Here is a 26,184-nt window from a genome sequence, read left to right on the forward strand (position 1 = left end):
GGTTTTCTCCAGAATGATTGGCCTGAGTCCTTCAGGCAAAGCGGAACAAACGGTCAAAATTCTGGCTGGTCTGCGCGGCGACTTCGCTGAAGGACATACCTTTCAGCTCGGCAACGCACTCCGCCACTTCTCGAACATATTTGGGTTCGTTCTTTTTACCGCGGTAAGGCACGGGCGCCAGGTAGGGAGAATCGGTTTCCACAAGCATGCGCTCCACCGGAACGCGCTTCACCACCTCACGCAAGTCTGCCGCATTTTTAAATGTGATGATGCCCGAGAAGGAGATGTAGTAGCCCATGTCCAGAGCCGCACTGGCCATCTCCCAAGACTCGGTAAAACAATGCAGGACCCCCGCCACCGAGGGATCACCATGCTCGCGTATCAGTTGCAAGGTGTCCTCCCGAGCATCGCGAGTGTGCACAATCACCGGCTTACCCGTAAGCGCGGAGGCGCGGAGATGGTTGGCGAAGCTGCGTTTCTGCGCCTCGCTTTTCTCGGCGCTATAGTAGTAGTCCAGTCCCGTTTCACCGATAGCAATGACCTTCGGCTGATCGGCTAATGCGACAAGCTGCTCCACCTCGCAGAGCTCGTCGCTGATATCCAACGGATGTATGCCTACCGAGGCATAGATATTGTTAAAACGCCGGGCTATGTCCACAACCGCCGGGGCATTCCCCAGATCAATGCCAATACACAGCATACGATCAACCCCACGCTCAGCGGCGGCGGCGACGGCCGCCGCAAGATCGCCGTCGTAAGGTTTCAAATCGATACGATCAAGATGGCAATGACTATCTACCAGCATGGGACGCAGAATTCCTTATGTGCAAAATACGGCGACCATTACATCCATGGCCGCCCAGGTCTGTTACATGGTGTGGGTAGGTTTTTCGGATTCCAGAATACCAGCGAGATACGCTTCAATTTTCTGATTGGCGGTGCGGTCCTCGCCAATGAACTGAACGCCAATACCGGCCGCGCGATTGCTTTGCGCTCCTCGTGGCGTGATCCAAACAACGCGGCCAGCAACGGGGATTTTTTCCGGCTCATCCATCAATGTCAGCAGCATAAACACCTCGTCACCAACCTGATACTGCTTCGTTGTCGGGACAAATAAGCCGCCATCGCGAACAAAAGGCATGTAGGCCGCATAAAGTACCGCTTTATCGCGGATGGTCAGCGATAAAATGCCGTTGCGCGCGCCCTGAGGTCCACTCATCAATACAGCTCCACCTCGTCAACAACCAGTCTGAGAACCCATTTCGTACTCACTATATCAAATATGCCATCTGCTACACATGACTGCGCAGCATTGACTGCCAGTCGAGCAGCAACTTTTCCAGAAGTAAGCGTTTGTTCAGGGCCGCACCGCGCAACAGCTTCGCTCTCACGCTCAACACCTCATCCATGAAGACATGCAGCCGCTCATCAGGCAATACAGCAAAAGGCAACCAGATATCGGTTGTCATCGGCTGCCCCGCACTTTTATGCCGAATCAAGGACGACAGGCGTCGCAACCACCAATCGAGCAGCTCAATACTGTCCTGCTCTTGCCACTCTTCCGCTAGCGCTACCGCGTCCTTCCTGCCCGCTACCAGCGCTGCCAGCGCCTCATCCTGGCGCTGCCACTGCGCCAGGCCGTCAGCCTCGAACAACTGCAGTGCCGCAAGCGGACGTCCGCCGCTCTCATCCAACAAGCGCTCAGCGCTGCCACCGCCCCCAAGCTGCGTTTCCAGCCAAGCCAGTGCCTGTTCCCGCACAGGCAAGGGGAAATTCATTTGCATACAGCGCGAGCGTATCGTCGGAAGCAGCTGACTGGGCGAATGGCTGAGCAGAATCAGCACGGTGTCCCCGGCGGGCTCTTCCAGGGTTTTCAACACCGCATTAGCCGTATACGCATTCATGGCTTCCGCCGGGTGTATGAGGGCCAGTTTTCTGCCGCCATCGCGGTGGGCACTTTGTGCGGTGAATTGCTGAAGGCTGCGAACCTGATCGATACCGATCTGCCGCTTACCTTCCTCTGGTGTCAGCTCGCGTAGATCCGGGTGCGAGCCGCTCGCATGCAGCTGGCAGGCTTGGCAAGCCCCGCAGGCCTGAAACCCTTTGGGTTGCTCACACAACAATGTAGCCAGCAATGCGCGCGCAAAGCGCAACTTGCCAATACCGGGTGCGCCGCCAAGAAGCAGTGCATGCGGCAGGCGCTGTTCTTCGTGGAGTTGGGCGAGCTGCTGCCACTGATTGGCATGCCAGGCGTAACTGATCATCGGCTCAGCCATCGGCTTGGCTCAACCAAGGCATTAGTACATCACGGATGTCGGCCTGCACATCGCTCAGCGATTGCGACGCATCAATAATGCGATAGCGATCGGGATCAGCCTGCGCCTGATCAATATATCCCTGCCGCACGCGCTCAAAAAAACTCATCTGTTCTTGTTCGAAGCGATCGAGTTCTCCTCGTTCACTGGCCCGAGACATGCCAATCTCGACGGGAGCATCCAATAACAAGGTCATATCCGGCTGCAGGTCACGATGCACCAACGCTCTAAGCTGAGCGATCGCGGACAACGACAAACCGCGCCCGGCTCCCTGATAGGCAACGGTAGCGTCCGTAAAACGGTCACACAGCACCCATGTACCCGCGGCCAGCGCTGGACGAATGGTTCTGGCAAGGTGTTGTGCCCTAGCGGCGAACACCAAGAGCAGCTCGCTCAACTCATCCATATGCTCGTCACGCGGCGTGAGTAGCAACTGGCGAATTTCTTCGGCCAGGGGCGTGCCACCCGGCTCGCGAGTCTGAATAAAGTCGACACCGGCCTCAGTAAGCAAATCGACAATAAAAGCCATATTACTGGACTTACCAACGCCCTCGCCCCCTTCCAGCGTGATAAAACGTCCTTTATTCATTGGCCTGCCCCCTTAGGAGCTGGACTGGACCGATAGTCCTGCCGTCGACGAAGCTGGTACTGACGAACGGCAGCCTCATGTTCAGCCAGCGTTTCGGAAAAATAATGGCTGCCATCACCCTTGGCGACAAAAAACAGGCTGCTGCCCGGTTCTGGCTGCAGGGCAGCATGAATGGCTTCGCGCCCGGCCAATGCAATCGGCGTAGGCGGCAGGCCGTTAATACGATAGGTGTTGTAGGGATTGCTGTCGTCGCGCAGGTCGCGGCTACGAATATTCCCCTGATACGCGTCACCCATGCCATAAATAATGGTGGGATCCGTCTGTAGACGCATCCCCTTTTGCAAGCGGCGAATGAACACGCCGGCAATTTCACCACGCTCGCCGGGAACACCAGTTTCCTTTTCTATAATAGAGGCCAGAATCAGCGCCTCGTAAGGCGTTGCCAGTGGGAGATTTGGCTGTCGCTTTTCCCACTCGTCCATCAGCACCGACTCCATACGCTGGTAGGCGCGCCGCAACAGTAATGACGGCTCGTCACCTCGATGAAAATCATAGGTATCCGGAAAGAAGAGCCCCTCAGGGTGTTTGGCCAACGGCGCCTCAATACCCAACTGCGCCCACAGTTCCGGCCCTGCCACCAACGTTTCGTCTGCTAACATGGGGCTGCCTTTCAGTTGCGACAATAACTGCTTAACAGTCCATCCCTCGACGAAGGTGAAATGGTGGCGCACCACTTCACCGTTTCGCATCATCGCCAACCATTGCCCCACGGTTGTGCCAGCGTGAACCTGGTATTCCCCAGCCCTCACCTCAGCCATGGAGGGTACTATCCGTGCCGCAATTTTGAGCACGCCCGGCTGCGCTATCCAGCCCCGTTCAGCCGCCTGATTGACCATGGTCGAAAAGCCCGTACCTCTCTCCAACAACATGACGGCACTATCTCCCTCAATCTGCAAACGCCGATCGAAATAATGGTCGACGTAGCCGACCAGAAGCACGCCGGCAATAATGACCGGAAACAGCAGCGCGGCAATAATTCTGACTAATTTAAGCATGAAACTGCGAATCAAACTCCCGTTGCAATGTCCGGCATAACTCACCGACCGGAAGGGACACACAGCCCACCGCCGTCACCGGCCAAATACCAAACACGCTGTTGCAGACAAACACTTCGTCGGCCTTGGGCAAAGCACTGGGACCCAGCCGCCCCTCGCGACAGTCGACGCCATGGCCACTCGCCCACTCGATAATTTTCTTGCGCATAATACCCGCGACACCACTGCGTGCCAGTGATGGCGTCATCAGCGTTCCGTCTTTGACCACGAACAGATTACTTCGCGTTCCCTCGACGAGGCAGCCAGAACCATCCAGCATCAGTCCCTCGTCGCAGCCACTGCGCGCCAATTCCGCAGCCGCAAGGACCTGCTCCAGGCGGTTGCAGTGCTTTATGCCAGCCAGCGCAGGATTCTCTGCCAGCCGCGTCTGGCAGAGCATTAGCCGTGCCCCCTTAGCCCAACAAGTATTACCGGGGAGCGGCCACAGCGACAACAAGCGCTCGGCTTCCCGCTCAGCACCGAAGTACCCACGCCCGCCGGCACGGCGATAACACTGGATTTTCAGCACCGTTGGCGCAACGACATCCACCAGGATTTCAGCGATCTCTCGGTGAAGCGCCGGGATGTCGATCCACAGACCAAGACGCGCCGCCCCCTGTACCAGACGCTGGAGATGCTCATCTATCCAAAGAACCCCATTGGCATCCACCCTCAGGGTTTCAAAAACACCGTCGCCGTAGGCGGTTGCGCGATTGTTTGGCAAGGCAGATGCACAGGGACGACCATTTAGCAGGGCGCTCAATGCGAGACTCCACAGGCCTTCGACAAGACTCGATCAGTCATCAAGCTTTGCAAACAGCAAGCTGCCATTGGTGCCGCCAAAGCCGAAGGAGTTGGACATGCTATAGCGGATGTCACGAGGCTGCGCATTGTTGGGCACATAGTTCAAATGACAGCCGTCATCCGGATCATCGAGATTAATCGTCGGCGGCGCCACCTGATCGCGAATCGCCAACACCGAGAAAATAGCCTCGACCGCACCCGCAGCCCCCAGCAGGTGTCCAACCATGGACTTCGTCGAACTCACAGCGACCTGACTGGCAGCACTTCCCATCAACTGCTCTATCGCTCGACTTTCCGCAACATCTCCCGCCACCGTCGAGGTACCGTGAGCATTGATATAGTCAAGCTTGTCCGCACTCAAGGCGGCATCATTGAGGGCAGCACGCATAGCAGCCAGTGCGCCACGACCATCTTCCGGGGGCGACGTCATGTGGAAGGCATCACAGCTCATCCCGAAGCCCTGCAGTTCCGCATAGATTCGCGCGCCACGCCGGCGAGCAGATTCCAGCTCCTCAAGCACCAGCATGCCAGCGCCATCCCCCAGCACAAAGCCATCGCGGCCTTTATCCCAGGGACGGCTTGCCGCCTGTGGGTCATCGTTGCGTGTGGACATCGCACGCGCCGCGGCAAAGCCACCCAGGCCCACGGGGGTGGTGGCCATTTCCGCGCCACCAACCAACATGGCATCGGCATCGCCGTAGGCAATCATCCGGGCGGCCATGCCGATATTGTGGGTGCCCGTCGTGCAGGCAGTGGTAATCGCTATGCTCGGTCCCTGCAGGTTATGGCGAATGGCCATCAAACCCGCCACCATGTTGATAATGGCACCAGGCACGGTAAATGGTGATAGCTTGCGGGGACCGCTTTTCTCAATAATCATGCGGCTGTTTTCAATCAATCCGATACCGCCAATACCCGAGCCAATAGCCGTACCGAAGCGCGGCGCATTTTCCTCGGTGATTGTAACTCCAGCATCAGCTAACGCTTGTTCCGCTGCAGCAATCCCGTAGTGTATGAAGGGGTCAAAACGCTTGGCTTCCTTTGCCGACATATACTCATCGACGCTGAAATCTTTAATCGACGCGCCAATCTGCGTCGAAAAGGCTGACACATCAAAGCTGTCGAGAACACCAACACCACTGCGCCCATCCAGTATGTTCTTCCAGCTCTCATCCATTGAATTGCCGAGTGGGCTGACCATCCCCATACCCGTCACGACGACTCTACGCTTTGACATGTTTTCCTCCAGAATCACTCTTCACCGCCTATACGGTGGATGGCGCGTCAACAGACCGCCAGTACCGGGCGCAATACTATCTCAAAGCGCCACCAACATAATAATCAGGCATAAAAAAAGCCGCTCTATATGCTATAGAAACGGCTTTTTCGTGACGGCTTTCGCCGTACAGAAAACTTACTGCAGGTTTTCTTTGATGTAATCGATAGCCAGCTTCACGGTAGTGATTTTCTCGGCTTCTTCATCAGGAATCTCAGTTTCGAATTCCTCTTCGAGGGCCATTACCAGCTCAACGGTATCCAGAGAATCTGCGCCCAGATCTTCTACAAAAGAGGCAGACTCCTGAACGTCGTCTTCCTTAACACCGAGTTGCTCTGCCACAATTTTCTTGACGCGTTCTTCAATGCTACTCATGGTCGTAAATGACTCCTAATTGATTTTAAGTTTGGAGCGCCCAACTTCAACCAACGCGGTCGAAGAAGAGGTCGTTCATCGAATACGTGTTGTATACCGCTCAGCACTTGCCGCTAATTCTACCTCGACTGCCGAGCCTTGTGCATAGCAAAATCTGAAAAATTCAACATTTCCGGACAGAAAGCTCTATTTTTCAGATGTTTACGCCATATACATCCCGCCATTCACATGAATGGTTTCACCTGTAATGTAGCCACCGGCATCACCAGCAAGAAAGGCCACCACCGACGCAATCTCTTCAGGCTCACCTAGGCGCTGCAAGGGAATTTGCCCCTTAAGAGCATCGCGCTGCTCGTCAGGCAATTTTTTAGTCATATCGGTATCGATAAAGCCCGGCGCCACGCTGTTTACCGTTATGCCACGCGAACCAATTTCCCGTGCCAAAGCGCGGGTAAATCCATCCATACCGGCTTTCGCCGCAGCATAGTTGGCCTGCCCCGCGTTCCCCATAGAACCCACAACAGAGCTGATATTGATGATTCTTCCCCAGCGGGCTTTGGTCATGCCACGCAGTGATGCCTTGGCAATGCGGTAAAGAGAGTTGAGATTGGTGTCGATGACATCGAACCACTCGTCCTCTTTCATACGCATCATAATGTTGTCCTTGGTAATACCGGCGTTATTGACCAGCACGGTTACCGGACCATACTGTTCTGCAATCGCCTTCAGCACCGCGTCAACCGACTCAGAAGACGACACATCCAGCGCCATTCCTGTACCCGTCACACCATGCTCGGCAAAGCGCTCGCTAATCGCCTGCGCACCTGATTCAGACGTTGCCGTTCCCACGACGGTCATACCCGCCTTGCCCAACTCAAGGGCGATCGCTTTACCGATTCCCCGGCTGGCACCCGTGACCAGTGCAACTTTTTCGCTCATAGCTAAATCCTTATTCCTTATTGACTGCGAACTTACTGAGAAACGGCTGCCAGCGCCGCATCGAGAGTCGATGGACTATCGACGTTCAGGCATGTCAGCGACTTCTGAATCCGTTTATTGAGGCCACTCAACACCTTACCCGGCCCACATTCGAGCGTGCATTCCACCCCTACTTCAGTCATCGCCTCAACGCAGCTCACCCACTTCACGGCGCTGTATATCTGCTCGGTAAGCAGGGCCTTAATTTTTGCAGGGTCGCTTTCAGTCTGTGCATGCACATTGTGGACCACAGGAATGACAGGTGAGTTAACGGTCAACTCCGCCAGCGCTTGTTCGAGCTTTTCACCTGCTGGCCGCATCAATGAGGTATGGAAAGGTGCACTGACCGGCAGCAGCATGGCCCGCTTGGCACCGGCTTCCTTGAGCTTTTCAATCGTTGCCTCAACCGCTGCAGTGTGCCCCGCAATAACCACCTGACCCGGAGAGTTATAGTTGACCGCTTCAACCACGCCCTCGGCGGCTGCACAAATTTCTTCGATTTGCGCATCCTCCAACCCCAGAACTGCGGCCATCGCCCCTTCTCCCACTGGCACAGCCGTTTGCATGAACTGCCCGCGGGCCCGCACCAACTTGACCGCATCAGCAAAGTCGAGCGCACCAGCGCAAACCAGTGCGGAGAATTCACCCAAGCTGTGCCCAGCCATAATTGTCGGCTGCAAGCCGCCCTGTGCCTGCCAAAGGCGCCAAACGGCCAGACTGGAAGTGAGCAGAACGGGCTGGGTAGTCTCGGTCATGTTCAGCTGAGACTGCTCGCCCTGCTGAACCAGCTCCCACATGTCATAACCCAAAGCCTCAGAGGCTTCGGCAAATGTTTGCTTCACGCTGGAATAGGCCTCTCCGAGCTCAGCCAGCATGCCCACTTTCTGTGAACCCTGACCGGGAAAAACAAACGCCAGTTTTTGTGCTTCCATCTGTCGCTAATCCTTTTATTTAATCAGTGAGTAGTAATGTCTTATGTCGGCAGGACCGGCATGTCCCGCAATTGATGGGCAATCCGCGCAGGCAATTCCTGCTTCATGGCTTTACTTGTGTGCCGAATTGCGGCCAGAAAACCCTTTGCATCGCTGCCACCATGGCTTTTCACTACCAGCCCCCGCAAGCCGAGCAACACCGCGCCGTTGTAATAACGGGGGTCATGACGGCGTTGAAAGCGGTTAATCACTGGCAATAACAACAGGGAAATGAGGCGGCCGCGCCAAGTACTGAGCAACTCTTCACGTAATGTGCGCCCGATATAGGATGCCGTTCCTTCGCTGACTTTCAGTGCGATATTTCCCACAAAACCATCGCAGACGACAACATCCACCCTGGCACTAAAAATATCACCACCCTCTATAAACCCGATGTAGTTGAGCGCGGCATCGCCTTCCAGCATCTGCGCCGCCTCCTGCAATACCGGCGTTCCTTTGATCAGCTCTTCACCGATGTTCAGCAGGCCCAGGCGAGGCGACTCAAGGCCATCTATTGACGATGCCAGCGCACTGCCCATCACGGCAAACTGCCGAAGCTCTTCGGCTCCGCACTGTACATTGGCGCCCAGGTCAAGCATATAGGTGTGGTGATTGTCAGCGGGAATAGCAGCGCAGATTGCGGGCCGCCTCACACCTTCCAATCGCTGAACGATAATACAGCTCATTGCCACTAGCGCGCCGGTGTTGCCGGCACTCAGCACGCCTCCTACTTTGCCATCTCTCAATAATTCAAGGGCCACAGCCATTGACGACTGCGGTCGCGAGCGCAATGCCTGAGCAGGTTTTTCATCCATCGGCACCACGTCAGGGGCGTGATGAACCGTAAGGCGCGGGGAATCAAAGCGCGCTTTCTCAAGCTGCTGCCGGATTGCAGGCTCGTCGCCAACCAGGGTGATATGAAGTTGTGAATTCTCGTTCAGTGCGAGAATAGAGGCAGGGATAGTTGAGCGGAGACCGACGTCTCCGCCCATTGCATCAACAGCGAGTCGCAGTGATGCCACGCAAAAGTCAGTCGTCTTTACCAGCGACTACTTTACGGCCACGGAAGAAACCGTCCGCAGTAACATTGTGACGCAGGTGCTTCTCTCCGCTAGTCTGATCAACAGACAGCGCTGCGCTGGACAGTGCATCGTGAGACCGACGCATACCGCGACGAGAACGGGTCTTTTTGCTTTTCTGAACAGCCATGGCTCAACAATTCCTCTTTACTTAATCTCGGGGCTTTAACGACCCCAGCACAGAAAACGGTGACTCACCCTTTTCTTCACTTCCGGCGCCTTCCGGCGCGGGGTAATCGACAGGTGCATCGGCTGCACATTCACGCTTATCATGGTAGTTGACGAACGGCGTGCTGATAATTAATTCATCCTGCAGCAGTTCATCCAGCTCAAGCAATTCTTCTCCCAGAATCACCGGATCCAGTGATTTTGGCAGCGCCTTAGCTTGCTCTTCGGTCCAGACAATCGCCAATGCAAACTCTGCAACTATCTCGACTGGCATCGGCTGAAGGCAGCGCTGACAGAACACATCAACACTTGCTACCGCTTTGCCATCGATACGGTAAAACCCCTGCTCTTCACGATACAAGCGAATATCGACCGTCACTTCACCTCGATCCGAGGCTAGCCCGGCCGCAAAACGCGGCAATGTACTCACACTTGCCTGAGCACGAATATTCGCAGTGGTTGCGCATAACTTCCGCGCATCAATCTGCTTGGGCAGGGGCTGGTTTTGCATAAGCGCGCAATCATAGGGATTTGCCCCCACGATGTCAAAGCAAAAAGCTGTATTTCTAAGCGCTTAGGCCACGCATTCCGGGCATCAGGAGAATTTTGATAAAGTAGCCCAATTCACAGCAAGGAAAAACCATGACCACCCCCTTTCCCACCCTCATTCTCGCTTCCGCCTCCCCTTACAGGAAACAACTGCTGGAGCGACTGGGTTTGGACATTGAGTGTCACCCGGCCAATGTAGACGAAAGCCCTCTGCCGAATGAAACACCCCACCAGCTCGCGGGCCGCCTTGCCTCCAACAAGGCAAGAACCGTTGGCGCGCAACATGAAGAAGCGTGGATAATCGGCAGCGACCAGGTGGCAGAATTGGACGGCTGCGCACTGGGCAAACCAGGCAACGCCACAAAAGCCGCCGAGCAGCTGCGCAACTGCTCCGGCAAAACCGTTGTTTTCCATACGGGACTCAGCCTGTTTCGCCACAGCGACGCGCGGGAACACCACTGCGTAGAACGCTATGCCGTCACCTTTCGCCCCCTGAGCGACGACCAGATAGAGCGATATATCACCGCCGAACCAGCTTTTGACTGCGCAGGCAGTTTCAAAATGGAAGGACTCGGGATTAGCCTATTCAGCGCATTAAGCGGCCGCGACCCCAACAGCCTCATCGGCCTGCCACTCATCCGGCTTATCAACTTTCTTAATAAAGAAGGCTATACCCTACCTTGATCGCTACGCCTCAAGGTATGCCACCAGCTCAGCAAACTGATCCACCACCCGCAGAGGCGACCAGCGAAGCAAGCGCTCCGGCGCATGCGCTCCATAACTGACACCAATGGATGGCATACCAAGCTTGCTGGCCATTTCCAGATCGTACTCCGTATCACCCACCATCAATGCCTCATGTGGCGACACCGAGAACTGGCCGCACAACTCCTGCAACATCAGCGGATGTGGCTTGGACGCTGTTTCATCAGCACAGCGACTGCCTGCAAACAGCGCCGCCTCTGGTAAATGGGAAAACACACGATTCAAACCCTTGCGGCTTTTCCCAGTGGCAACACAGAGTGTGTGCCCGGCCGCATGCAACCTCTCCAAGCCGTCGCCAACCCCCGCAAAAAATGAACAGGGTTTCTGATCCGCCTCAACAAACTGCCGGGAATAGGCTGCTCGCATCAGCTCCACCCCTGCCAACCCCAGCTCAGGATAAAGCTGGCCGATCGCCACGCCGAGCTCAAGCCCGATAATATTGTGGATTGCTTCCGCCTCAAGGGGCTCCAACTGCCGCTCGATAGCGGCGGCGCGCATACAGCGCACAATTTTGTCCGCTGAGTCCATCAGCGTGCCATCCCAGTCAAAAATCAGCAGCATCTGCGCCCTTCTCCTCCAAAATGGCTTGCAAATCTGACGGAAGCGGCGCGGTCACCGAAATTTTTCGCCCACCCAACTCAAATGACAACGAGTGTGCATGCAAAAATAGGCGGCGAAGCCCCCTATCTCGAAAACGCCGGTTCAACTCGTCATCACCGTATTTCTCATCACCAAGAATCGGGTAACCCGCATACTGACAATGCACACGAATTTGATGGGTTCGCCCAGTAATCGGCTTGGCCTCTACCAGCGTCGCCCCGGGAATACGTTCAATTACACGATACTCGGTCAACGACGGCTTACCTTCCAGACCCGCACGCACCATACGCTCACCGGATTGCAGCACATTCTTCTGCACGCGCACATTAACCTGCTGTTTACGGACTGGCCAACTTCCCGCCACCAGCGCCAGATAGCGCTTATCAACCGCATGCCTTTTCTGAAGAAGAGAATGCAACTCTTTGAGAACTGAGCGCTTCTTAGACACCATTACACAGCCAGACGTATCTCGATCAAGGCGGTGCACCAACTCCAGGTGACGCTCTTGCGGATACAGCTGCCGCAGCGACTCTATTAGGCCCAGCGAAACACCGCTGCCACCATGAACAGCCAAGCCAGAGGGCTTATTGATAACCATCAAGCCAGCATCTTCGTACAGCACGGCGTCGCGAATCTCTTCGCCCAAGCCCTTGGGCACCGGCGCCTCCTCGCGAACCGCCAGACGCACAGGAGGAATACGCAACACATCTCCCGCAACAAGCTTGTACGCAGGCTTGGCTCGAGACTTGTTAACCCGCACCTCTCCTCGCCGTAAAATGTTATAAATCTTTGACTTAGGAACGCCTTTTAACTCCCTCATCAAGAAATTATCCAATCGCTGACCGGCGAAATCTGCACTAACGGTTACAAAGCGAACGGCGGGATTGACCACTCCGTCTGACGTCACGTAATACCTCGGTAAATCATTGAGACAACTACTGAATCCTGTTATATTCGCCCGGTAGCGGTCGGGTCCGGTTCCCGCCACAGCAAGGGCTGTGCAGCGAGGGAAAACCGCCGACTCCTACCAGAGGCTGACACTGCCAACATTTTTGGCTTCGCCTCTCGACGTGAACAAGTAGCGTACCGGCGGCATTCTAGCGTAGTGCCGGTACATAAAACATTGTGCCGCTGAGATTTGTCGGCACCGCAGATGTGATAGAACTCTGTTAAAGCGAAAACCAACGAAGACGTTATCGATATCCGGCGCTTATACCCTGCGCCTGCCGTATTAGACGGACGAACGAATTGACCGCAGCCACTGCGCGCGGAATTGAATGCGGCGACGACATTGCCGCCTCACGATGAGAACGCTGGCCGACTCGGCCCCGGTGCCCATAAGGCCCAATCGACTCATTGAACGCTAATAGATGCTCAATCACATGAGCGGCCCGGCAAGTCCCAGCTTTTGGGATTTTCTAGCTCATGAAAAGAATGCTTATTAACGCAACTCAGCCAGAGGAGTTGCGTGTTGCCCTCGTTGACGGGCAGCGGCTGTACGATCTGGATATTGAAAACCGCACCCGTGTCCAGAAAAAGGCCAACGTCTACAAAGGGAAAATCACCCGCGTAGAACCCAGTCTGGAAGCGGCTTTTGTCGACTTCGGCGCCGAGCGCCACGGCTTCCTCCCCCTCAAAGAAATCTCCAAGGAATACTTCTACCAACACCCCTCTGATGTCTCCGGTCGCGCCAAGATCAAAGATCTGGTCAAGGAAGGCACGGAAGTCATCGTACAGGTAGAAAAAGAGGAACGCGGCAATAAAGGCGCAGCGCTGACCACGTTTATCAGCCTCGCTGGTCGCTACATGGTACTGATGCCCAACAACCCGCGTGCGGGCGGAATCTCACGCCGCATTGAGGGTGAAGAGCGCGCCGCTCTGCGCGACGCACTGAACAGCATCAATATTCCCGAGAGCATGGGCGTCATCGTGCGCACTGCCGGCATCGGCCGCAGCTCAGAAGAACTGCAGTGGGATCTCGACTACCTGCTCCACCTCTGGTCAGCTATCCAGCAGGCTGCCGAGGAGCGTAAAGCTCCAGTCCTTATCCTGCAGGAAAGCAATGTCATTATCCGCGCAATCCGGGACTACCTACGCGACGATATTGACCAAGTGTTGATTGACTCTGAGGAGTCCTACAACGAAGCCATGCACTTCGTGGAACAGGTCATGCCGCACTTTAAAAATAAAGTGCGCCTGTATCAGGACCAGGTTCCGCTGTTCAACCGCTACCAGATCGAATCGCAGATCGAATCGGCCTTCCAGCGCGAAGTTCAGCTTCCCAGCGGTGGCTCCATTGTTATCGACCCTACCGAGGCTCTAGTTTCTATCGATATCAACTCCGCCCGCGCCACTAAAGGCGGCGATATTGAAGAAACCGCCCTGCAAACCAACCTTGAAGCTGCTGACGAGATTGCTCGCCAGTTACGCTTGCGCGACATTGGCGGCCTGATCGTTGTCGACTTTATTGACATGATGGCAGCCAAAAATCAACGCGAGGTGGAAAATCGCGTCCGTGAGGCCATGTCCAGCGATCGCGCCCGCGTGCAAACCGGTCGCATTTCCCGCTTTGGCCTGCTGGAAATGTCCCGCCAGCGACTGCGCCCGTCTCTAGGAGAAACCAGCGCCAAGGTCTGCCCCCGCTGCAGCGGGCAAGGCACCATTCGCGACACCAAGTCGCTGGCCCTGTCTATTCTTCGCCTTGTCGAGGAAGAGGCCAACAAAGAGAAAAGTGCTGAGATTCGTGCCGTAGTCCCCGTCAATGTCGGCTCCTACTTGCTTAACGAAAAACGCACCGCGATCTATGCAATTGAGCAGCGCAGCAATGTTCGCGTCGTGGTCATTCCTGCGCCACACCTCGACACGCCTCACTTCGAAGTTGTCCGTCTGCGGGAGAGCGACATCGAAGGCGATGCAGAAATCAGCTACAAAATCGCTGCTGAGGTTGAAGCGGCTGAAGAAGAGCTGAGCAAGATTGAAGACACTCCAGCAGTGGCTCCCGCGGCTGTTGTGCGCACCCTGGCGCCTAAAACGCCGGCCCCTGCTCCCGCGGCGGTCAGCACTGATGCGAGCGACGACAAAAAGGCCAAGGCTGATTCCGCTAACGCGAAAGCAACGCCTGACGGTTTCTTCGCAAAACTCGCAAAAGGGATCGCCGCACTCTTTAAAACCGAAGAGCCTGAGCCGGAACCAGAACCCGCGCCGCGTCGCAACAATAACAACCGCAGCCGGAACAATAACGGCAATCGCAACAACCGTAACAACAACGGCAATCGCAATCGCAATAATCGCAACCGCAATAACCGCCCCGCTCAGAACGCTGACGGAGAGGAAAAGGCGGGCGATAAAAATGCCAATCGTGAGAAACAAAGCGACAACCGCAGTGAAAAGCCCGCCGAGAATCGCAATGGTGAGCGTCGTAATAACCGCAATAATCGCAATCGCAACAACGATCGCAATGCCGACAAGGTAAATGCGGCGAAAGAAACCGATCGCAATGAAAGCAACAACGCGGACGACAACAGCGACAAGCGCAACAGTGACAACGCCAATCGTCCGAAGCGTCGCGGTAATCGCAAGCCCCGTGGCCCGCAGGAGCGCAAGCGCAGCACGGTTCCCAGCGAGGAGCTTTCTGACGACGCACGTAACAGCATCGTAAGTGAAGCGGGTAACGAAGAGCCCAAAGCGGAAGCAACTCAGCAACAGGCCCCGCAAACCGACGTCAGTGCTGAGAAGCGGCCTGAGACTCCGGTCGCCAACGAAACGACCACGGAAACGCCGGTTAAAGCCGACGAGGCTGCCACTACCCCGCAACAGGAAAATGTCGACACCGCAGCGACCGCCAAGGAGCCTGCGAGCGAGACAGCAGACACGGACAGCACAGAAGCCCCTGTAACTGAGGAAATCTCTATAACTGAGGCCGCCTCCGAAAAACCGGCGACTGTCACAGAGACTACTCAGACGGAAACGGTACAAGCCGAGCAGGAAGAAAGCGCACCAGCGGACGCAGCACCGGACATCGATTCGACGCAAAATACTGAGGCGAAGGCCCCAGAGCCTGCGTCCAACGCGCAAGAAACGTCAGAGCCTGCGTCCACTGAACCAGCAGCCGTCGCCGAGCCAGAAGCACCGGCCAAGAAAGCGACCACCACGCAGCTTGAGGTGGCTAAGCCTCCCGTCAGCGTGGCCAAACCGAAGGGCCGCGCCGCCAATGACCCTCGCGAGTCACCGAGCCCGGTAGAGGCTGTAGAAATTACCACCGGTACACCGACACCACCGGCGCTCGACCCAACACTTACCGCTCAGCCCGACCCGAATCGCCCGACGCTTCCGAGAGCGGCGAACGATCCCCGCAACAGCTGAAGCGAAACACCAACAAGCCCGGCCTAGCGCCGGGCTTTTTATTTTCAGCGCCTCTCCCCCTGCGCAAAAAATCGCCACACCGGGCTGATTTATAAGTCTTTTTTAGCAAGATGCTTGTTTCAGAAACAAACCTAGGTATAATCTCGGGCTTCTCCGGAGGGGTGGCTGAGTGGTCGAAAGCACCGGTCTTGAAAACCGGCGACGGGCGACCGTCCCAGGGTTCGAATCCCTGCCCCTCCGCCATTTTTCTCCCCCTGCAAATTCCCTCCCAACACCTTCAATCTGTGTCGCAAGCGTCCTCGCAAAAAGCACCGAATCGTGTTTCCAAACAGCTTTTCTATGCGTATCATCTGATGAGTGCTTTGCTTATTTACGGAGAAAACCATGCAAGATAAGCCTGTATTTCAGACCAACGCGGCCACCGCGCCGGCCGTCGAAATAAACAAGGTTTTGCGCAATACCTACATGCTGCTGGGACTTACCCTGCTCAACAGCGCCCTGTTCGCCGGTGTCGCCATGGCAATGGACCTTGGCCGAGGAGCCGCACTGGGCTTGATGCTCGGCTCACTGGTCATGCTGTTTGTCGTCAACGCCACAGCCAACTCAGGCAAGGGGCTCATCGCCACATTTGTGTTCACCGCAATGATGGGCGCGTCGTTGGGGCCCATGCTTCAAGCTTATTTGGCGCTGCCAAACGGCCCTTCGCTCGTCATGCAAGCGCTGGGTGGCACAGCCATTGTGTTCTTTGGTCTTTCCGCCTATGCACTCACCACCCGAAAGGACTTCTCCTTTATGGGCGGCTTCCTGATGGTTGGCCTACTGGTCATCGTCGGAGCGAGCATCGCCAACCTCTTTTTCCAGGTTGCAGCGGTTTCACTCGCGATTTCGGCCGCAGCGGTCTTCATCATGTCTGCACTGATTCTGTTTGATACTAGCCGCATTATTCACGGCGGTGAAACCAACTACATCCGCGCCACCGTTGCGCTGTATCTGGACATCTACAATCTCTTTGTTCACCTGTTGAGCCTGCTGGGCGTTTTCAGCGACGACTAAACAACGATATGCCAGCCGCGCAAGCGGCTGGCATTCTCCCCCTCAGTATCAACAACCATGCAATTCGCCATCATGCTCAGCGGTCAGCTCGACCACCCTCATCATAAGATCGCACTGCGTCTCTGCCGACAAGCACTTGATGACGGGTATCAGCTCAATATTCTCTTTTTCACTGGCGACGCCGTGGCCAGTGGTTGTAAAAATACCGGCTCATCAAATCAAGCGGATTGGCAGCAATTGGCCCGTGACAGTGGCGCTGAACTCATTCTGTGCAGTCGCAGCGCCGACGCACTCGGGATCCATAGTGAGCATGTGGCCCCCCATTATGGGCTGGGCGGATTGGCATTATGGATCGACGCCAGCCTGACCGCTGACCGCTGCCTGCAGTTTGGGGGCGAGTAGATGTTGCTGCTCGTCAGTCACGCTAGCAAGCTCCACTTGGCCTCCGATATTGCACTGACCTCTGTTGTATTCGGCCTGGAGCCCACATTAGTCCTGTGGCCAGCGGTAGCCAGGCGCTTTGCTGATGATGCCCCTCTGAAAAAGAAGCTGGAAGAGTTTGGCGTATCATCCCTTTTTCAACTCAGTGCGAACAGCGACTGTTCACCAGACATCCCTGTCATCGACGCACATCAAATCACCACCTTGACGACACAGCACCAAAAGGTACAGAGCTTTTGAGCTGTCTTCACCTGATACAAAGCGATACCGGTTTCCAACACGCGCAGGCGGTGGTGAATGATGGCGACACCATTGTGCTGTTTCCGTTAGCCGGCCAACCCAAGCTCACAATATCTCCGACGATTTCGATCTATCAGCTCAAAGACAGCGGCCTGCCAGACATCCCTGTCATCAGCGATACCGAATTTATTGCGCTCTGTTGCCACCACCAGCAGGTGCTGAGCTGGTAAAATCCGCTTTTAAGCAATTCTAGGGCACCAGCATGAGTGAACATCCCTTTGCCCCCTATGTTCGTATTCTGGGGAAAGGTAAAACCGGCTCCCGCTCACTGAGCATGGACGAAGCCTATGCCGCGATGAACATGATCGTGCGTGGTGAAGTGGAAGATGTGCAACTGGGTGCCTTCCTCATGCTACTCCGTGTGAAAGAGGAAAGTCCGGAAGAACTGGCGGGCTTCGTACGCGCAGTACGCGATAATATTCCCGCACCGACACTCTCTGTCGACCTCGACTGGGCGAGCTACGCCGGCAAACGCCGCCAACAAGCCTGGTATTTACTAGCTGCGCTTGCATTGGCTGACAGCGGACTGCGGGTCGTCATGCATGGCGCTGCGGGCCATACCGAAGGCCGTTTTTACAGCGAGCAATTGCTCGCGTCGTTAGGGGAAACGGTTGTCCAAGACTGGCAGCAGTGCAGCGACGCACTCGACCAGCGCCAATTTTGCTACGTTCCGCTTTCGCTGATGTCACCGCCACTGCAACGTATCATTGCCCTGCGCAATCACTTCGGCCTGCGCTCTCCGGTACACAGCCTAGCCCGCCTGCTGAATCCGTTTCGTGCGGAATATTCCATACAGAGCATATTTCACCCCGCCTATGCCGAAAGCCACCAGCAAGCGGCGGCGTTGCTTGAACAGCCCCATGCCGTCGTTTTCAAAGGCGAAGCCGGTGAAGCGGAGCGCAAACCCGAGGCCATTTGCCGCACGCACAGTGTCCATTGCGGCGCACTGGGCGAACAAAGCTGGCCGAAGCTGATTGAAGGGCGCCAAGCCTGGCAGGAAGAAATGAGCAGTGCTCCACTTCGCGCGGCCTGGCGCAACGATGAAATAGACGACTACGGCCGTCAAGCCATCATCGGCACCATAGCCATTGCCCTTCAGCTACGCGACAGCACCCTCGACCAGCACGCCGCTATGAATGCTGCCGCCGACGTCTGGGCCTCCCGTAACCGTCAACGAATCGATTCATGAGCCATTTAAGCATCTCCCCAGAAAACTACAGCACATTGCTTGAGCAGAAAGTGGCGCGCTGCCGTGAGCGTTTCAACTCGCTGTCACTGCCCGACCCACAAGTCATTGCCTCTGCACCTGAGCACTACCGCATGCGCGCGGAATTTCGTATCTGGCATGAGGGCGATGATCTTTACTATGCGATGTTTGATCCCGCTGATCCGAAAACGCCGCTGCGGGTAGACGATTTCCCCGTTGCCAGTCTCGCCATCTGCGAGCTGATGCCGCGGCTACGCGACGCCCTGATAGCCGAGCACTCACTGCGCCACCGGCTTTTCCAGGTCGAATTTCTGAGCACCCTCAGTGGGGAAATGCTGGTCACGCTGGTCTACCACCGCCGACTGGACGATAGCTGGCAGGCTGCCGCCGAGCTGCTGAGTGAACAACTGAATATTCAAGTTATTGGCCGTAGCCGTAAACAAAAATGCGTCCTCGGAAGGGACTACGTCAATGAAGTACTGCCTATCAACGGGCGGGAATTCCACTATCGCCAGTACGAGGGCGGATTCACTCAGCCCAACGCCAATATCAACTGCCAGATGATCGAATGGGCACTGGAAAAACTGGGGCCATCAGAACAGGACTTGCTCGAGCTTTACTGCGGCAACGGTAACTTTACGGCGCCACTATCCCGACAGTTCCGGCGCGTGCTGGCCACGGAAATTTCCAAAACCTCCGTCAAAGCCGCAAGGGAAAATTTTGCCGCCAACGGCATCGATAATGTCGACATTCTGCGGATGTCCAGTGAAGAATTCACGTCAGCACTTAACGGAGAACGGGAATTCCGTCGTCTGGCCGAGGTCAACTTGCCTGACTACGCACTGAATACGGTGCTGGTCGATCCGCCCCGCGCTGGGCTGGATGAGGGGACACGGGCGCTGGTATCGCGGTTTTCAAGAATTGCCTACATCTCTTGTAACCCCGAAACACTGTCGCGAGATCTGCAGCAGTTGAGTCGTACTCACCGCGCCAGCCATTTCGCGCTCTTTGATCAATTCCCCTACACTGATCATATGGAATGCGGCGTGATTCTTGAACGCAGCAACGCCGACTGATACGAGGACAGGAAGCATGACAGTCAAATTGACTGACAAAGAACTGAGCGATGCCCTGAAACAGCTTAAACGCTGGCAGCAGGAAGACGACTGTCTGGTTCGTGAATTTGAATTCGACAACTTTATTGCCGCCTTCGCCTTCATGAGTCGGGTTGCCATACGCGCCGAGAAAATCGACCACCATCCGGACTGGTCGAACAGCTATAACAAGGTCAGAATCTCACTGACCAGTCACGATACCGGCGGCCTGACGGCGCGAGATCTCGCACTGGCCGATGCGATTGATCAGGAGTTCAGCAAGTGCTGAGCGCTCCGCCCCGTGTTAAAGCACGGCGATCCCCAGTTCGCGCAGTCGGCGACTGAGATAATCATCCAGTGCACTCAGGTCTTCCGGGTGCACATCAATCACCGCTATTTTCATTTCCCGGCAGGCTTCAGACCTCGCCATGCGAGCGGTCAGCTCATCGGGGTGCTCTGCCCCACTCCACAGCTCGATGCACAGTCGATGCTCCGCCAGGAAAAAATCACATACCCCCAGCTCGCTGCCAAACAATTGCTGAGCCGAGGCGTAGCGCAACCCGGCGAGGTACAGCCAGTTTGCCAACTGGCGATGCGCCGGGCTCTGACAGTGCATGCCGTCAATACTCGGCGGGTTCTGATCTAACAGGTCCTCACTCGCTTGACTGCGCCGATGCAGCTCAAGCAAGGGAGGATGGTCCTGCATTTCCTCGGGCCACATCACATAGCTCTGGCCGTTCTGCGGATTTTCACAGGGTTGTGCCCCATACTGGAGGCCAGTAGGCGTCGCCTCCCAGCCCCGGCGACCAGGACTGATATAGCCCAGTGCATGCAGCAGTCTATTTAACTGACGGGCAGTAATCCCCAACGGCCGCCCTAGATCGGCCGGCGATAACAGGCGTTGACTCTCCATCGCCTGAAAAAGCCGGTGTTCCACGATCTTCGCCGGCCAGACAATATAACGACCGTAACGCTTGCTGTTAATGTAGCGACCGCCCTCAAACTGGCCCTTACCGGTCAGTGCCCAGCCATCGTCGACCTTTCTAATCCAGCCGTAATCCTTCAGCGTGGAAAACAACTGCTGCACCGGCAGCTCCAGCTGCCGGGCGAGTGCTGAAGTCGAGAGCGCCTCGTCACTCACTCGGCAGTCGCCCCCGGGTAACGGGTTTTGAGGCTGACATATACCAGATCAGCATAGTCATTCGCTTGGCTATCCAGCTCGGCGAGAATCTCCACCAGGTGGACATTGTCCTCACGACCATCCCACACCTTGATGTAACTGCCATCTTTATAACCATGGTCTTGCCGGAAGAAATTGAGGACGTTTTTACCCACGTACTGACGGTACAGGCTGTCGAAATCCAGCCCCGAAGCGTGGAGCAAATCGCGGAATAGAGAAACGGAAAAGGAGCGGGTTTGCAGGCTATGCGCCGCCAGTGCTTCGGTAGCCAGCAGCACATCAGTCTCGCCGGTGGCTGACGCCTCCAGCTCAGCCAGCATGTTCGCGGCAATGTCTTCGTGGCTCAGACCGGGGGCGAACAAGGCACTCATGCCAAAATGCCAGATATCCACAACCTCCAACTGCACCTGCTCGGTGTCGCTGTGCTGTTTCTTCCACCACTTGTAGCCCTGGTGATCCATCAACTCACCGCATTCAATCCATACGGCGCGATACCACTCATAGCCCTGCTCAGTCCATTGCGGATGGACGCGCTGATTCATGCGATCCTGCATGCCAAGCATGGTAGTAAAGGCTGATAACAAGGCTTGGTTCGACACCGTCTTCTCCCGTGATTCGCAAAGCCTGTCATCATAAAACAAAGCTCGCGCGGGTGATACGGCAGGCTAGCTTGCTGAATCGCAGTGGGACATGTCCGTTTCAGCCAGCGCGATGAGCCGGGCAAGCGCGTCGGGACTAAAGTTTTCCCGCTCGTCGCTTTCCACGCGGCTTAAGATTACCGCAGGAATCTGAGCGGCAAAATTGGCGGCATAGACCAGTCGCCGGGGTTGAGACCAGACCATAATGTTAGAGCTGGGGCCGTGAAGCGTGTAGCGCTGGCTGCGAATAAGGTTGGGCTTCCACATGCGTCAGACAGTCCTCATGCGCAACGGCGAATGCGTAATGGATCGAGGCCGACGCGCAAGCTGCGACCGCAGGCGAAATCCACCAATGGCAGGCTTCGCTCAGTCAGCAAGATCGCGGCAACCGCCTCGGGAAGATTAGGCAGGCAAAGCATTTCACGGGGCGATTCGGCCTGAGGGAAACTAACGAGCAGATCGTAACGCGCTTGCTTGCGCTCATCGCGACTCTCGCACAGCTCATAATGAACATCATCGATATCGCGGGGAAAAGCATGGTCAACGGCGAGATGGCTCACCGTGCCATCATCGTTATAGTCGATCAAATAACTGGCGATTAACATACCCGGCCCCTGACTCATTTCCAATGCAGAGATTATCGCCAGCAGGCCGCCGAACCACTATCCGTTGAACTACCTAGCAGCGCATCGCAAGGCCGGTACTATTGCCTAAACTCTCTGCTATTCAACGGCTTTGCGCTCGGATCACTGCTCCGCCAAGGATTGATATCCAGACCGCCGCGCCGCAGGTAGCGGGCGTAAACGGTCAGCGATTCCGGCTGACATTGTCGCCAGATATCGCAAAAAATCTGTTCCACACATTGCTCGTGGAAATCGTTCTGTTGGCGAAATGACACCAGATAGCGCAACAACGCCGCCTCATCCAATTTCGGGCCGTCACAGCAAATATGCACACTCGCCCAATCGGGTTGCCCGGTCACTGGACAACGTGAGCGCAGCAAGTGGCTGTAATAACTCTGCGCCAACTGCCGGTCGTCGTGGCAAGCCAGCAGCGCGGCGTCCGGTTGATAATCGCGCATTTCAATGTCCTGCTCATCCAGACACTGCCCCCGCATAGCATCAATACCGAGCCCGCCGGGCCATGCCTCGGGACGATGTAAAACGACTGTCACCGGCGCACCACAGGCCGCACTCAAGTCGTTCTGCAACGTTTTCTGTACCGCATCCGTACTCGCCCAGCGTCCCTGATTAAAGGAATTCAGATACAGCTTGAAGGACTTGGACTCAATGATATTCGGCGAATCCGCCGGGAAGTGGAACTCCCCGCAGGCCACCAGAGGCTTGCCCCGCTCATTCAACCAGGACATTTCATAGGCATTCCAGATATCCACGCCCGCAAAGGGAAGATCGCCCTGAACGTTCAGGCGTGAGCGACCGTCAAGACGAGGAATCGGGTGTAAAACGTCAGGCGAATACTGCTCGGGATACTCGACCTGACTGCCCAGGGGGCCGTGAAGACTCATTGCCGACTCCTCACTGACGCAGGCGCTTGCCGCTGTTGAGCAAGTGCATGCAATAGGCGTAAGCCAGCAAGGTGAATACCGCGACCATCAAAAAGGCCGTGCCAACATTGACATCAGAGACCCCCAGCACGCCATAGCGGAAGGCATTGACGATATAGAGCATCGGATTCAGGCGCGACACCCCTGCCCAAAAGTCTGGCAGCAGATCTACCGAATAAAACACGCCACCGAGATAGGTCAGCGGCGTGAGGACAAACACCGGCACGATCGAGACATCGTCGAAATTATTGGCATAGACCGCATTGATAAAGCCCGCCAGCGAGAACATTACCGAGGTCATCAGCACAATACCCACGGTCACCCACAAGTGATGGATGTGCATCTTGGTAAAAAACAGCGACAGCAATGTGACGATCAGCCCCACCAGCAAACCGCGCGCTACGCCGCCGAGCACATAGCCCCAGAGCACAGTATTGTTGGACATGGGCGACACCAGAATCTCTTCGACAAAACGCTGGAACTTGGCTGCAAAAAACGACGACACCACATTGGAATAACTGTTGGTGATCACCGACATCATAATCAGCCCCGGCACCACAAACTGCATGTAGCTGAAGCCACCCATCTCGCCGATACGGCTACCGATAAGCGTGCCGAAAATAATAAAATACAGCGACATGGTGATGGCTGGCGGCAGCAACGTCTGCATCCATATACGCAGGAAACGCCGGATTTCCTTCCGGATGATGGTAAAAAACGCGATCCATTGTTCACGGGCGGTCATACACTTCCCCTCTTGCGCCTTGGCCTAGTTCTTGTTGTCCAACAGCGATACAAACAATTCTTCCAGACGGTTGGCCTTATTGCGCATACTCGTCACCTCAATACCTTGCGCAGACAGCGCCGCGAACACCGCATTGAGTGAAGCCCCTTTTTCCACCGCAACTTCCAGCATGTGGTCATCCGTTTTCTGGGTATCAAAGCCCGCCAACTGGATGTCATCCGGCACACTCTGCAGGGTATCCAGCACAAAGGTTTCTCGCTGCAGCTGCTTGAGCAGACTTTTCATCTCGGTGTTTTCGGCGATCTCGCCATGATCGATAATGGCGATGTGGCGGCAAAGGCTCTCCGCCTCCTCCAGATAGTGCGTGGTGAGAATGATGGTCGTACCCTGCCGGTTGATCTCCTGCAGGAACGTCCACATTGAGCGACGCAGTTCGATATCTACCCCGGCGGTCGGCTCATCAAGAATTAACAGGCGTGGCTGGTGCACCAGGGCACGGGCGATCATCAATCGACGTTTCATGCCCCCTGACAGCATACGCGATGCCGTGTGACGCTTGTCCCACAGGTCGAGCTGCTTCAGGTAGGTCTCCGCGCGCTCGCAGGCGAGGTCTCGGCTAAGGCCGTAGTAGCCCGCCTGATTTACCACGATGTCCCACACAGTTTCAAAATTGGAGAAATTGAATTCCTGCGGAACTACGCCGATCTCTTTTTTGGCCAGCGCCAGCTCACTATCAATCGAGTGCCCAAACACTTCAACACTGCCCGCGGTTTTCTTTACCAGCGAACAGATGATACCGATGGTGGTGGATTTACCGGCCCCGTTGGGGCCTAACAACGCAAAGAAGTCTCCCTCCTGAACCTCGAGATCAATGCCTTTCAGTGCTTCGAAGCCATTGTCGTAGACTTTCCGCAATCCCTTTATTTTCAGGGCCTTGCTCATAGTTTCACCCCATTCACAAATTCGCGTGACAAGCCGTCTATTTTGCCACGGCAGACAGATCGAATACACTGGCGCGCTTCAGTTACCGGTAGGGAGCCAGCGTGAACAGCCGATCGCATTATTTTCTGAATCTTGTTGAACAACTTGCCAGCCAGTGCAAAAACGGCCTGCCCGGCCATGGCGGGCACAGTGAGGACGCCATCAGCAACACCATCGACACCGTGGAACAGTTGACGAGCCGAATGGCGCAGGGCGAGGACAGCGCAGCCCAGGGCCAGGCTCTGATCAGTCAGATCATTGCCCACTTTCCCGACATTGCCGCCATCATGCACCGCGATCTGCTGTGGTGCTTCGGTGGCGACTGCCTGCACTTTCTCAGCGACGACGAGCTTGCCCGCTATCAGCAACTCGAGGAACGGTACTATGAGGACTGCGGCGCCGAGGATTCGGCAGAAACGGGCCTGTATGGCGATCTGCGGGCAAAGGTGTTTGGCATGCACTGAGTCCGCCACGCGGACTCCACCTCAGCCGCGCCTTATTCGGGACGAAAAAAAAAGCGAAACAGTTGTTTCGCTTTTTTTGTTTGGAGCGGGAAACCGGGTTCGAACCGGCGACCTCAACCTTGGCAAGGTTGCGCTCTACCAACTGAGCTATTCCCGCGTAATGCCTTGTGCAGACTAAGAGCAACACATTCAACTCTTGTCTTTACTGCTTTGATATTTAAGCAGTTTTTACAAATCGGCGCGAATTCTAAAACCCGTCCAATTTACTGTCAAGCATTGCTTCGCCTCAATGCCTGTTTGAATATTTGCGCTGAAACTCAGCCGCCAATACCCAGAAATAATGGCGTCCCCTAGGGGACTCGAACCCCTGTTACTGCCGTGAAAGGGCAGTGTCCTAGGCCACTAGACGAAGGGGACGCAGTCTTTTTCAGAACCCCCAAAAAGGGTGCCCGTCAAAAGAGGTGGCAATTTTAGTGGCCGCTTGTGGGGCCGTCAAGGCTATTTTCCAGCTTCCTTCGCTTTTTTTCACCGAAAATGAATGCCTTGCATCTACGGCAAACCGGCAGTGACTAAAGCCTGAACAGATTGACCA

Annotated in this window: 32 protein-coding genes and 3 tRNA genes; 11 read left to right on the forward strand and 24 right to left on the reverse strand. The window is 55.7% G+C overall.

Going from position 1 to position 26,184, the window contains the following annotated elements; translation table 11 throughout:
• Nucleotides 1–31 precede the first annotated feature (31 nt).
• The 13 genes from AC5DB9_RS02865 to AC5DB9_RS02925 form a co-directional block, all read right to left on the reverse strand.
• Complete coding sequence (locus tag AC5DB9_RS02865) at nt 32–805, reverse strand: TatD family hydrolase (RefSeq protein WP_272994390.1); 774 nt, start codon at nt 803–805, stop codon at nt 32–34.
• Nucleotides 806–868: 63 nt separating this feature from the next.
• Nucleotides 869–1,219 (reverse strand): PilZ domain-containing protein, encoded by a 351-nt coding sequence (locus AC5DB9_RS02870; RefSeq protein WP_022957229.1) that lies wholly within the window; start codon nt 1,217–1,219, stop codon nt 869–871.
• Nucleotides 1,220–1,292: 73 nt separating this feature from the next.
• On the reverse strand, nt 1,293–2,276 hold the full coding sequence (locus AC5DB9_RS02875) for a DNA polymerase III subunit delta' (RefSeq protein WP_272994392.1): 984 nt from the start codon (nt 2,274–2,276) through the stop codon (nt 1,293–1,295).
• Nucleotides 2,269–2,904, reverse strand: coding sequence for a dTMP kinase (gene tmk / locus AC5DB9_RS02880; protein ID WP_272994393.1), 636 nt, complete (start codon nt 2,902–2,904; stop codon nt 2,269–2,271). Before tmk ends, AC5DB9_RS02875 begins: the two co-directional genes overlap by 8 nt.
• Nucleotides 2,901–3,959, reverse strand: a complete 1,059-nt coding sequence (gene mltG / locus AC5DB9_RS02885) for an endolytic transglycosylase MltG (protein WP_272994395.1) — start codon at nt 3,957–3,959, stop codon at nt 2,901–2,903. Before mltG ends, tmk begins: the two co-directional genes overlap by 4 nt.
• On the reverse strand, nt 3,952–4,761 hold the full coding sequence (gene pabC, locus AC5DB9_RS02890) for an aminodeoxychorismate lyase (protein WP_272994397.1): 810 nt from the start codon (nt 4,759–4,761) through the stop codon (nt 3,952–3,954). Before pabC ends, mltG begins: the two co-directional genes overlap by 8 nt.
• Before the next feature lie 33 nt (nt 4,762–4,794).
• The gene (gene fabF / locus AC5DB9_RS02895) at nt 4,795–6,039 is read right to left on the reverse strand and encodes a beta-ketoacyl-ACP synthase II (RefSeq protein ID WP_028968018.1); all 1,245 of its coding nucleotides are present in this window, start codon (nt 6,037–6,039) and stop codon (nt 4,795–4,797) included.
• Between the two features lie 177 nt (nt 6,040–6,216).
• Complete coding sequence (gene acpP, locus AC5DB9_RS02900; protein ID WP_022957235.1) at nt 6,217–6,453, reverse strand: acyl carrier protein; 237 nt, start codon at nt 6,451–6,453, stop codon at nt 6,217–6,219.
• 201 nt (nt 6,454–6,654) lie between these two features.
• Nucleotides 6,655–7,392 carry a 3-oxoacyl-ACP reductase FabG gene (gene fabG, locus AC5DB9_RS02905; protein WP_272994400.1) on the reverse strand — a complete coding sequence of 246 codons (738 nt, stop codon included), beginning with the start codon at nt 7,390–7,392 and terminating at the stop codon, nt 6,655–6,657.
• Between the two features lie 32 nt (nt 7,393–7,424).
• Entirely contained in the window at nt 7,425–8,363 is a 939-nt protein-coding gene (gene fabD / locus AC5DB9_RS02910) for an ACP S-malonyltransferase (protein WP_272994402.1), read from the reverse strand.
• Between the two features lie 41 nt (nt 8,364–8,404).
• Nucleotides 8,405–9,424, reverse strand: coding sequence for a phosphate acyltransferase PlsX (gene plsX, locus AC5DB9_RS02915; protein ID WP_272994404.1), 1,020 nt, complete (start codon nt 9,422–9,424; stop codon nt 8,405–8,407).
• Nucleotides 9,425–9,431: 7 nt separating this feature from the next.
• On the reverse strand, nt 9,432–9,611 hold the full coding sequence (rpmF, locus tag AC5DB9_RS02920) for a 50S ribosomal protein L32 (protein ID WP_022957239.1): 180 nt from the start codon (nt 9,609–9,611) through the stop codon (nt 9,432–9,434).
• A 21-nt stretch (nt 9,612–9,632) separates the two neighbouring features.
• A complete protein-coding gene (locus AC5DB9_RS02925) occupies nt 9,633–10,160 on the reverse strand; it encodes a YceD family protein (protein WP_022957240.1) in 528 nt (175 codons plus the stop codon).
• A gap of 131 nt (nt 10,161–10,291) precedes the next feature.
• Here AC5DB9_RS02925 and AC5DB9_RS02930 point away from each other — a divergent pair, with 131 nt between their 5' ends.
• Nucleotides 10,292–10,882 (forward strand): Maf family protein, encoded by a 591-nt coding sequence (locus AC5DB9_RS02930; RefSeq protein ID WP_272994406.1) that lies wholly within the window; start codon nt 10,292–10,294, stop codon nt 10,880–10,882.
• Between the two features lie 3 nt (nt 10,883–10,885).
• On the opposite strand, the gene AC5DB9_RS02935 is transcribed toward AC5DB9_RS02930, so the two are convergent.
• Nucleotides 10,886–11,524: an HAD family hydrolase gene (locus AC5DB9_RS02935; RefSeq protein WP_272994408.1), complete on the reverse strand. Its 639-nt coding sequence runs from the start codon at nt 11,522–11,524 to the stop codon at nt 10,886–10,888.
• Entirely contained in the window at nt 11,508–12,470 is a 963-nt protein-coding gene (gene rluC, locus AC5DB9_RS02940) for a 23S rRNA pseudouridine(955/2504/2580) synthase RluC (RefSeq protein WP_272994410.1), read from the reverse strand. Before rluC ends, AC5DB9_RS02935 begins: the two co-directional genes overlap by 17 nt.
• A gap of 518 nt (nt 12,471–12,988) precedes the next feature.
• Here rluC and rne point away from each other — a divergent pair.
• From rne to AC5DB9_RS02985, 9 genes are all read left to right on the forward strand, one after another.
• Nucleotides 12,989–15,925 carry a ribonuclease E gene (rne, locus tag AC5DB9_RS02945; protein WP_273009656.1) on the forward strand — a complete coding sequence of 979 codons (2,937 nt, stop codon included), beginning with the start codon at nt 12,989–12,991 and terminating at the stop codon, nt 15,923–15,925.
• Nucleotides 15,926–16,080: 155 nt separating this feature from the next.
• A tRNA-Ser gene (locus AC5DB9_RS02950) sits at nt 16,081–16,168 on the forward strand.
• A 141-nt stretch (nt 16,169–16,309) separates the two neighbouring features.
• Nucleotides 16,310–16,978, forward strand: a complete 669-nt coding sequence (locus AC5DB9_RS02955) for a Bax inhibitor-1/YccA family protein (protein ID WP_022957294.1) — start codon at nt 16,310–16,312, stop codon at nt 16,976–16,978.
• 57 nt (nt 16,979–17,035) lie between these two features.
• Nucleotides 17,036–17,380 (forward strand): DsrE/DsrF/TusD sulfur relay family protein, encoded by a 345-nt coding sequence (locus AC5DB9_RS02960; RefSeq protein ID WP_272992921.1) that lies wholly within the window; start codon nt 17,036–17,038, stop codon nt 17,378–17,380.
• Nucleotides 17,381–17,659: a hypothetical protein gene (locus tag AC5DB9_RS02965; RefSeq protein ID WP_272992918.1), complete on the forward strand. Its 279-nt coding sequence runs from the start codon at nt 17,381–17,383 to the stop codon at nt 17,657–17,659.
• On the forward strand, nt 17,656–17,889 hold the full coding sequence (locus tag AC5DB9_RS02970; protein WP_022957297.1) for a hypothetical protein: 234 nt from the start codon (nt 17,656–17,658) through the stop codon (nt 17,887–17,889). Before AC5DB9_RS02965 ends, AC5DB9_RS02970 begins: the two co-directional genes overlap by 4 nt.
• A gap of 32 nt (nt 17,890–17,921) precedes the next feature.
• The gene (locus AC5DB9_RS02975; protein WP_272992913.1) at nt 17,922–18,908 is read left to right on the forward strand and encodes a glycosyl transferase family protein; all 987 of its coding nucleotides are present in this window, start codon (nt 17,922–17,924) and stop codon (nt 18,906–18,908) included.
• Complete coding sequence (gene trmA / locus AC5DB9_RS02980) at nt 18,905–20,002, forward strand: tRNA (uridine(54)-C5)-methyltransferase TrmA (RefSeq protein WP_272992910.1); 1,098 nt, start codon at nt 18,905–18,907, stop codon at nt 20,000–20,002. The genes AC5DB9_RS02975 and trmA overlap by 4 nt, the downstream gene beginning before the upstream one ends.
• A gap of 16 nt (nt 20,003–20,018) precedes the next feature.
• Entirely contained in the window at nt 20,019–20,309 is a 291-nt protein-coding gene (locus AC5DB9_RS02985; protein ID WP_022957300.1) for a 4a-hydroxytetrahydrobiopterin dehydratase, read from the forward strand.
• A gap of 15 nt (nt 20,310–20,324) precedes the next feature.
• On the opposite strand, the gene AC5DB9_RS02990 is transcribed toward AC5DB9_RS02985, so the two are convergent.
• From AC5DB9_RS02990 to AC5DB9_RS03020, 7 genes are all read right to left on the reverse strand, one after another.
• A complete protein-coding gene (locus AC5DB9_RS02990) occupies nt 20,325–21,161 on the reverse strand; it encodes a hypothetical protein (protein WP_272992906.1) in 837 nt (278 codons plus the stop codon).
• Complete coding sequence (locus tag AC5DB9_RS02995; protein WP_028968026.1) at nt 21,158–21,763, reverse strand: dUTP diphosphatase; 606 nt, start codon at nt 21,761–21,763, stop codon at nt 21,158–21,160. Before AC5DB9_RS02995 ends, AC5DB9_RS02990 begins: the two co-directional genes overlap by 4 nt.
• A 102-nt stretch (nt 21,764–21,865) precedes the next feature.
• The gene (locus tag AC5DB9_RS03000) at nt 21,866–22,105 is read right to left on the reverse strand and encodes a hypothetical protein (protein WP_022957303.1); all 240 of its coding nucleotides are present in this window, start codon (nt 22,103–22,105) and stop codon (nt 21,866–21,868) included.
• Between the two features lie 14 nt (nt 22,106–22,119).
• Nucleotides 22,120–22,443, reverse strand: a complete 324-nt coding sequence (locus tag AC5DB9_RS03005) for a hypothetical protein (RefSeq protein WP_272992901.1) — start codon at nt 22,441–22,443, stop codon at nt 22,120–22,122.
• 98 nt (nt 22,444–22,541) lie between these two features.
• The gene (gene queF, locus AC5DB9_RS03010; protein WP_272992898.1) at nt 22,542–23,363 is read right to left on the reverse strand and encodes an NADPH-dependent 7-cyano-7-deazaguanine reductase QueF; all 822 of its coding nucleotides are present in this window, start codon (nt 23,361–23,363) and stop codon (nt 22,542–22,544) included.
• Nucleotides 23,364–23,373: 10 nt separating this feature from the next.
• On the reverse strand, nt 23,374–24,147 hold the full coding sequence (locus AC5DB9_RS03015) for an ABC transporter permease (protein ID WP_022957306.1): 774 nt from the start codon (nt 24,145–24,147) through the stop codon (nt 23,374–23,376).
• 24 nt (nt 24,148–24,171) lie between these two features.
• On the reverse strand, nt 24,172–25,089 hold the full coding sequence (locus AC5DB9_RS03020) for an ABC transporter ATP-binding protein (protein WP_272992893.1): 918 nt from the start codon (nt 25,087–25,089) through the stop codon (nt 24,172–24,174).
• 101 nt (nt 25,090–25,190) lie between these two features.
• On the opposite strand from AC5DB9_RS03020, the gene AC5DB9_RS03025 reads away from it, so the two are divergent.
• Nucleotides 25,191–25,592, forward strand: a complete 402-nt coding sequence (locus tag AC5DB9_RS03025; RefSeq protein WP_272992892.1) for a PA2817 family protein — start codon at nt 25,191–25,193, stop codon at nt 25,590–25,592.
• Between the two features lie 81 nt (nt 25,593–25,673).
• Here AC5DB9_RS03025 and AC5DB9_RS03030 read toward each other — a convergent pair.
• Nucleotides 25,674–25,749, reverse strand: a tRNA-Gly gene (locus AC5DB9_RS03030).
• 184 nt (nt 25,750–25,933) lie between these two features.
• A tRNA-Glu gene (locus AC5DB9_RS03035) sits at nt 25,934–26,009 on the reverse strand.
• Nucleotides 26,010–26,184: the final 175 nt, after the last annotated feature.

The organism is Spongiibacter sp. (genome assembly GCF_984394615.1).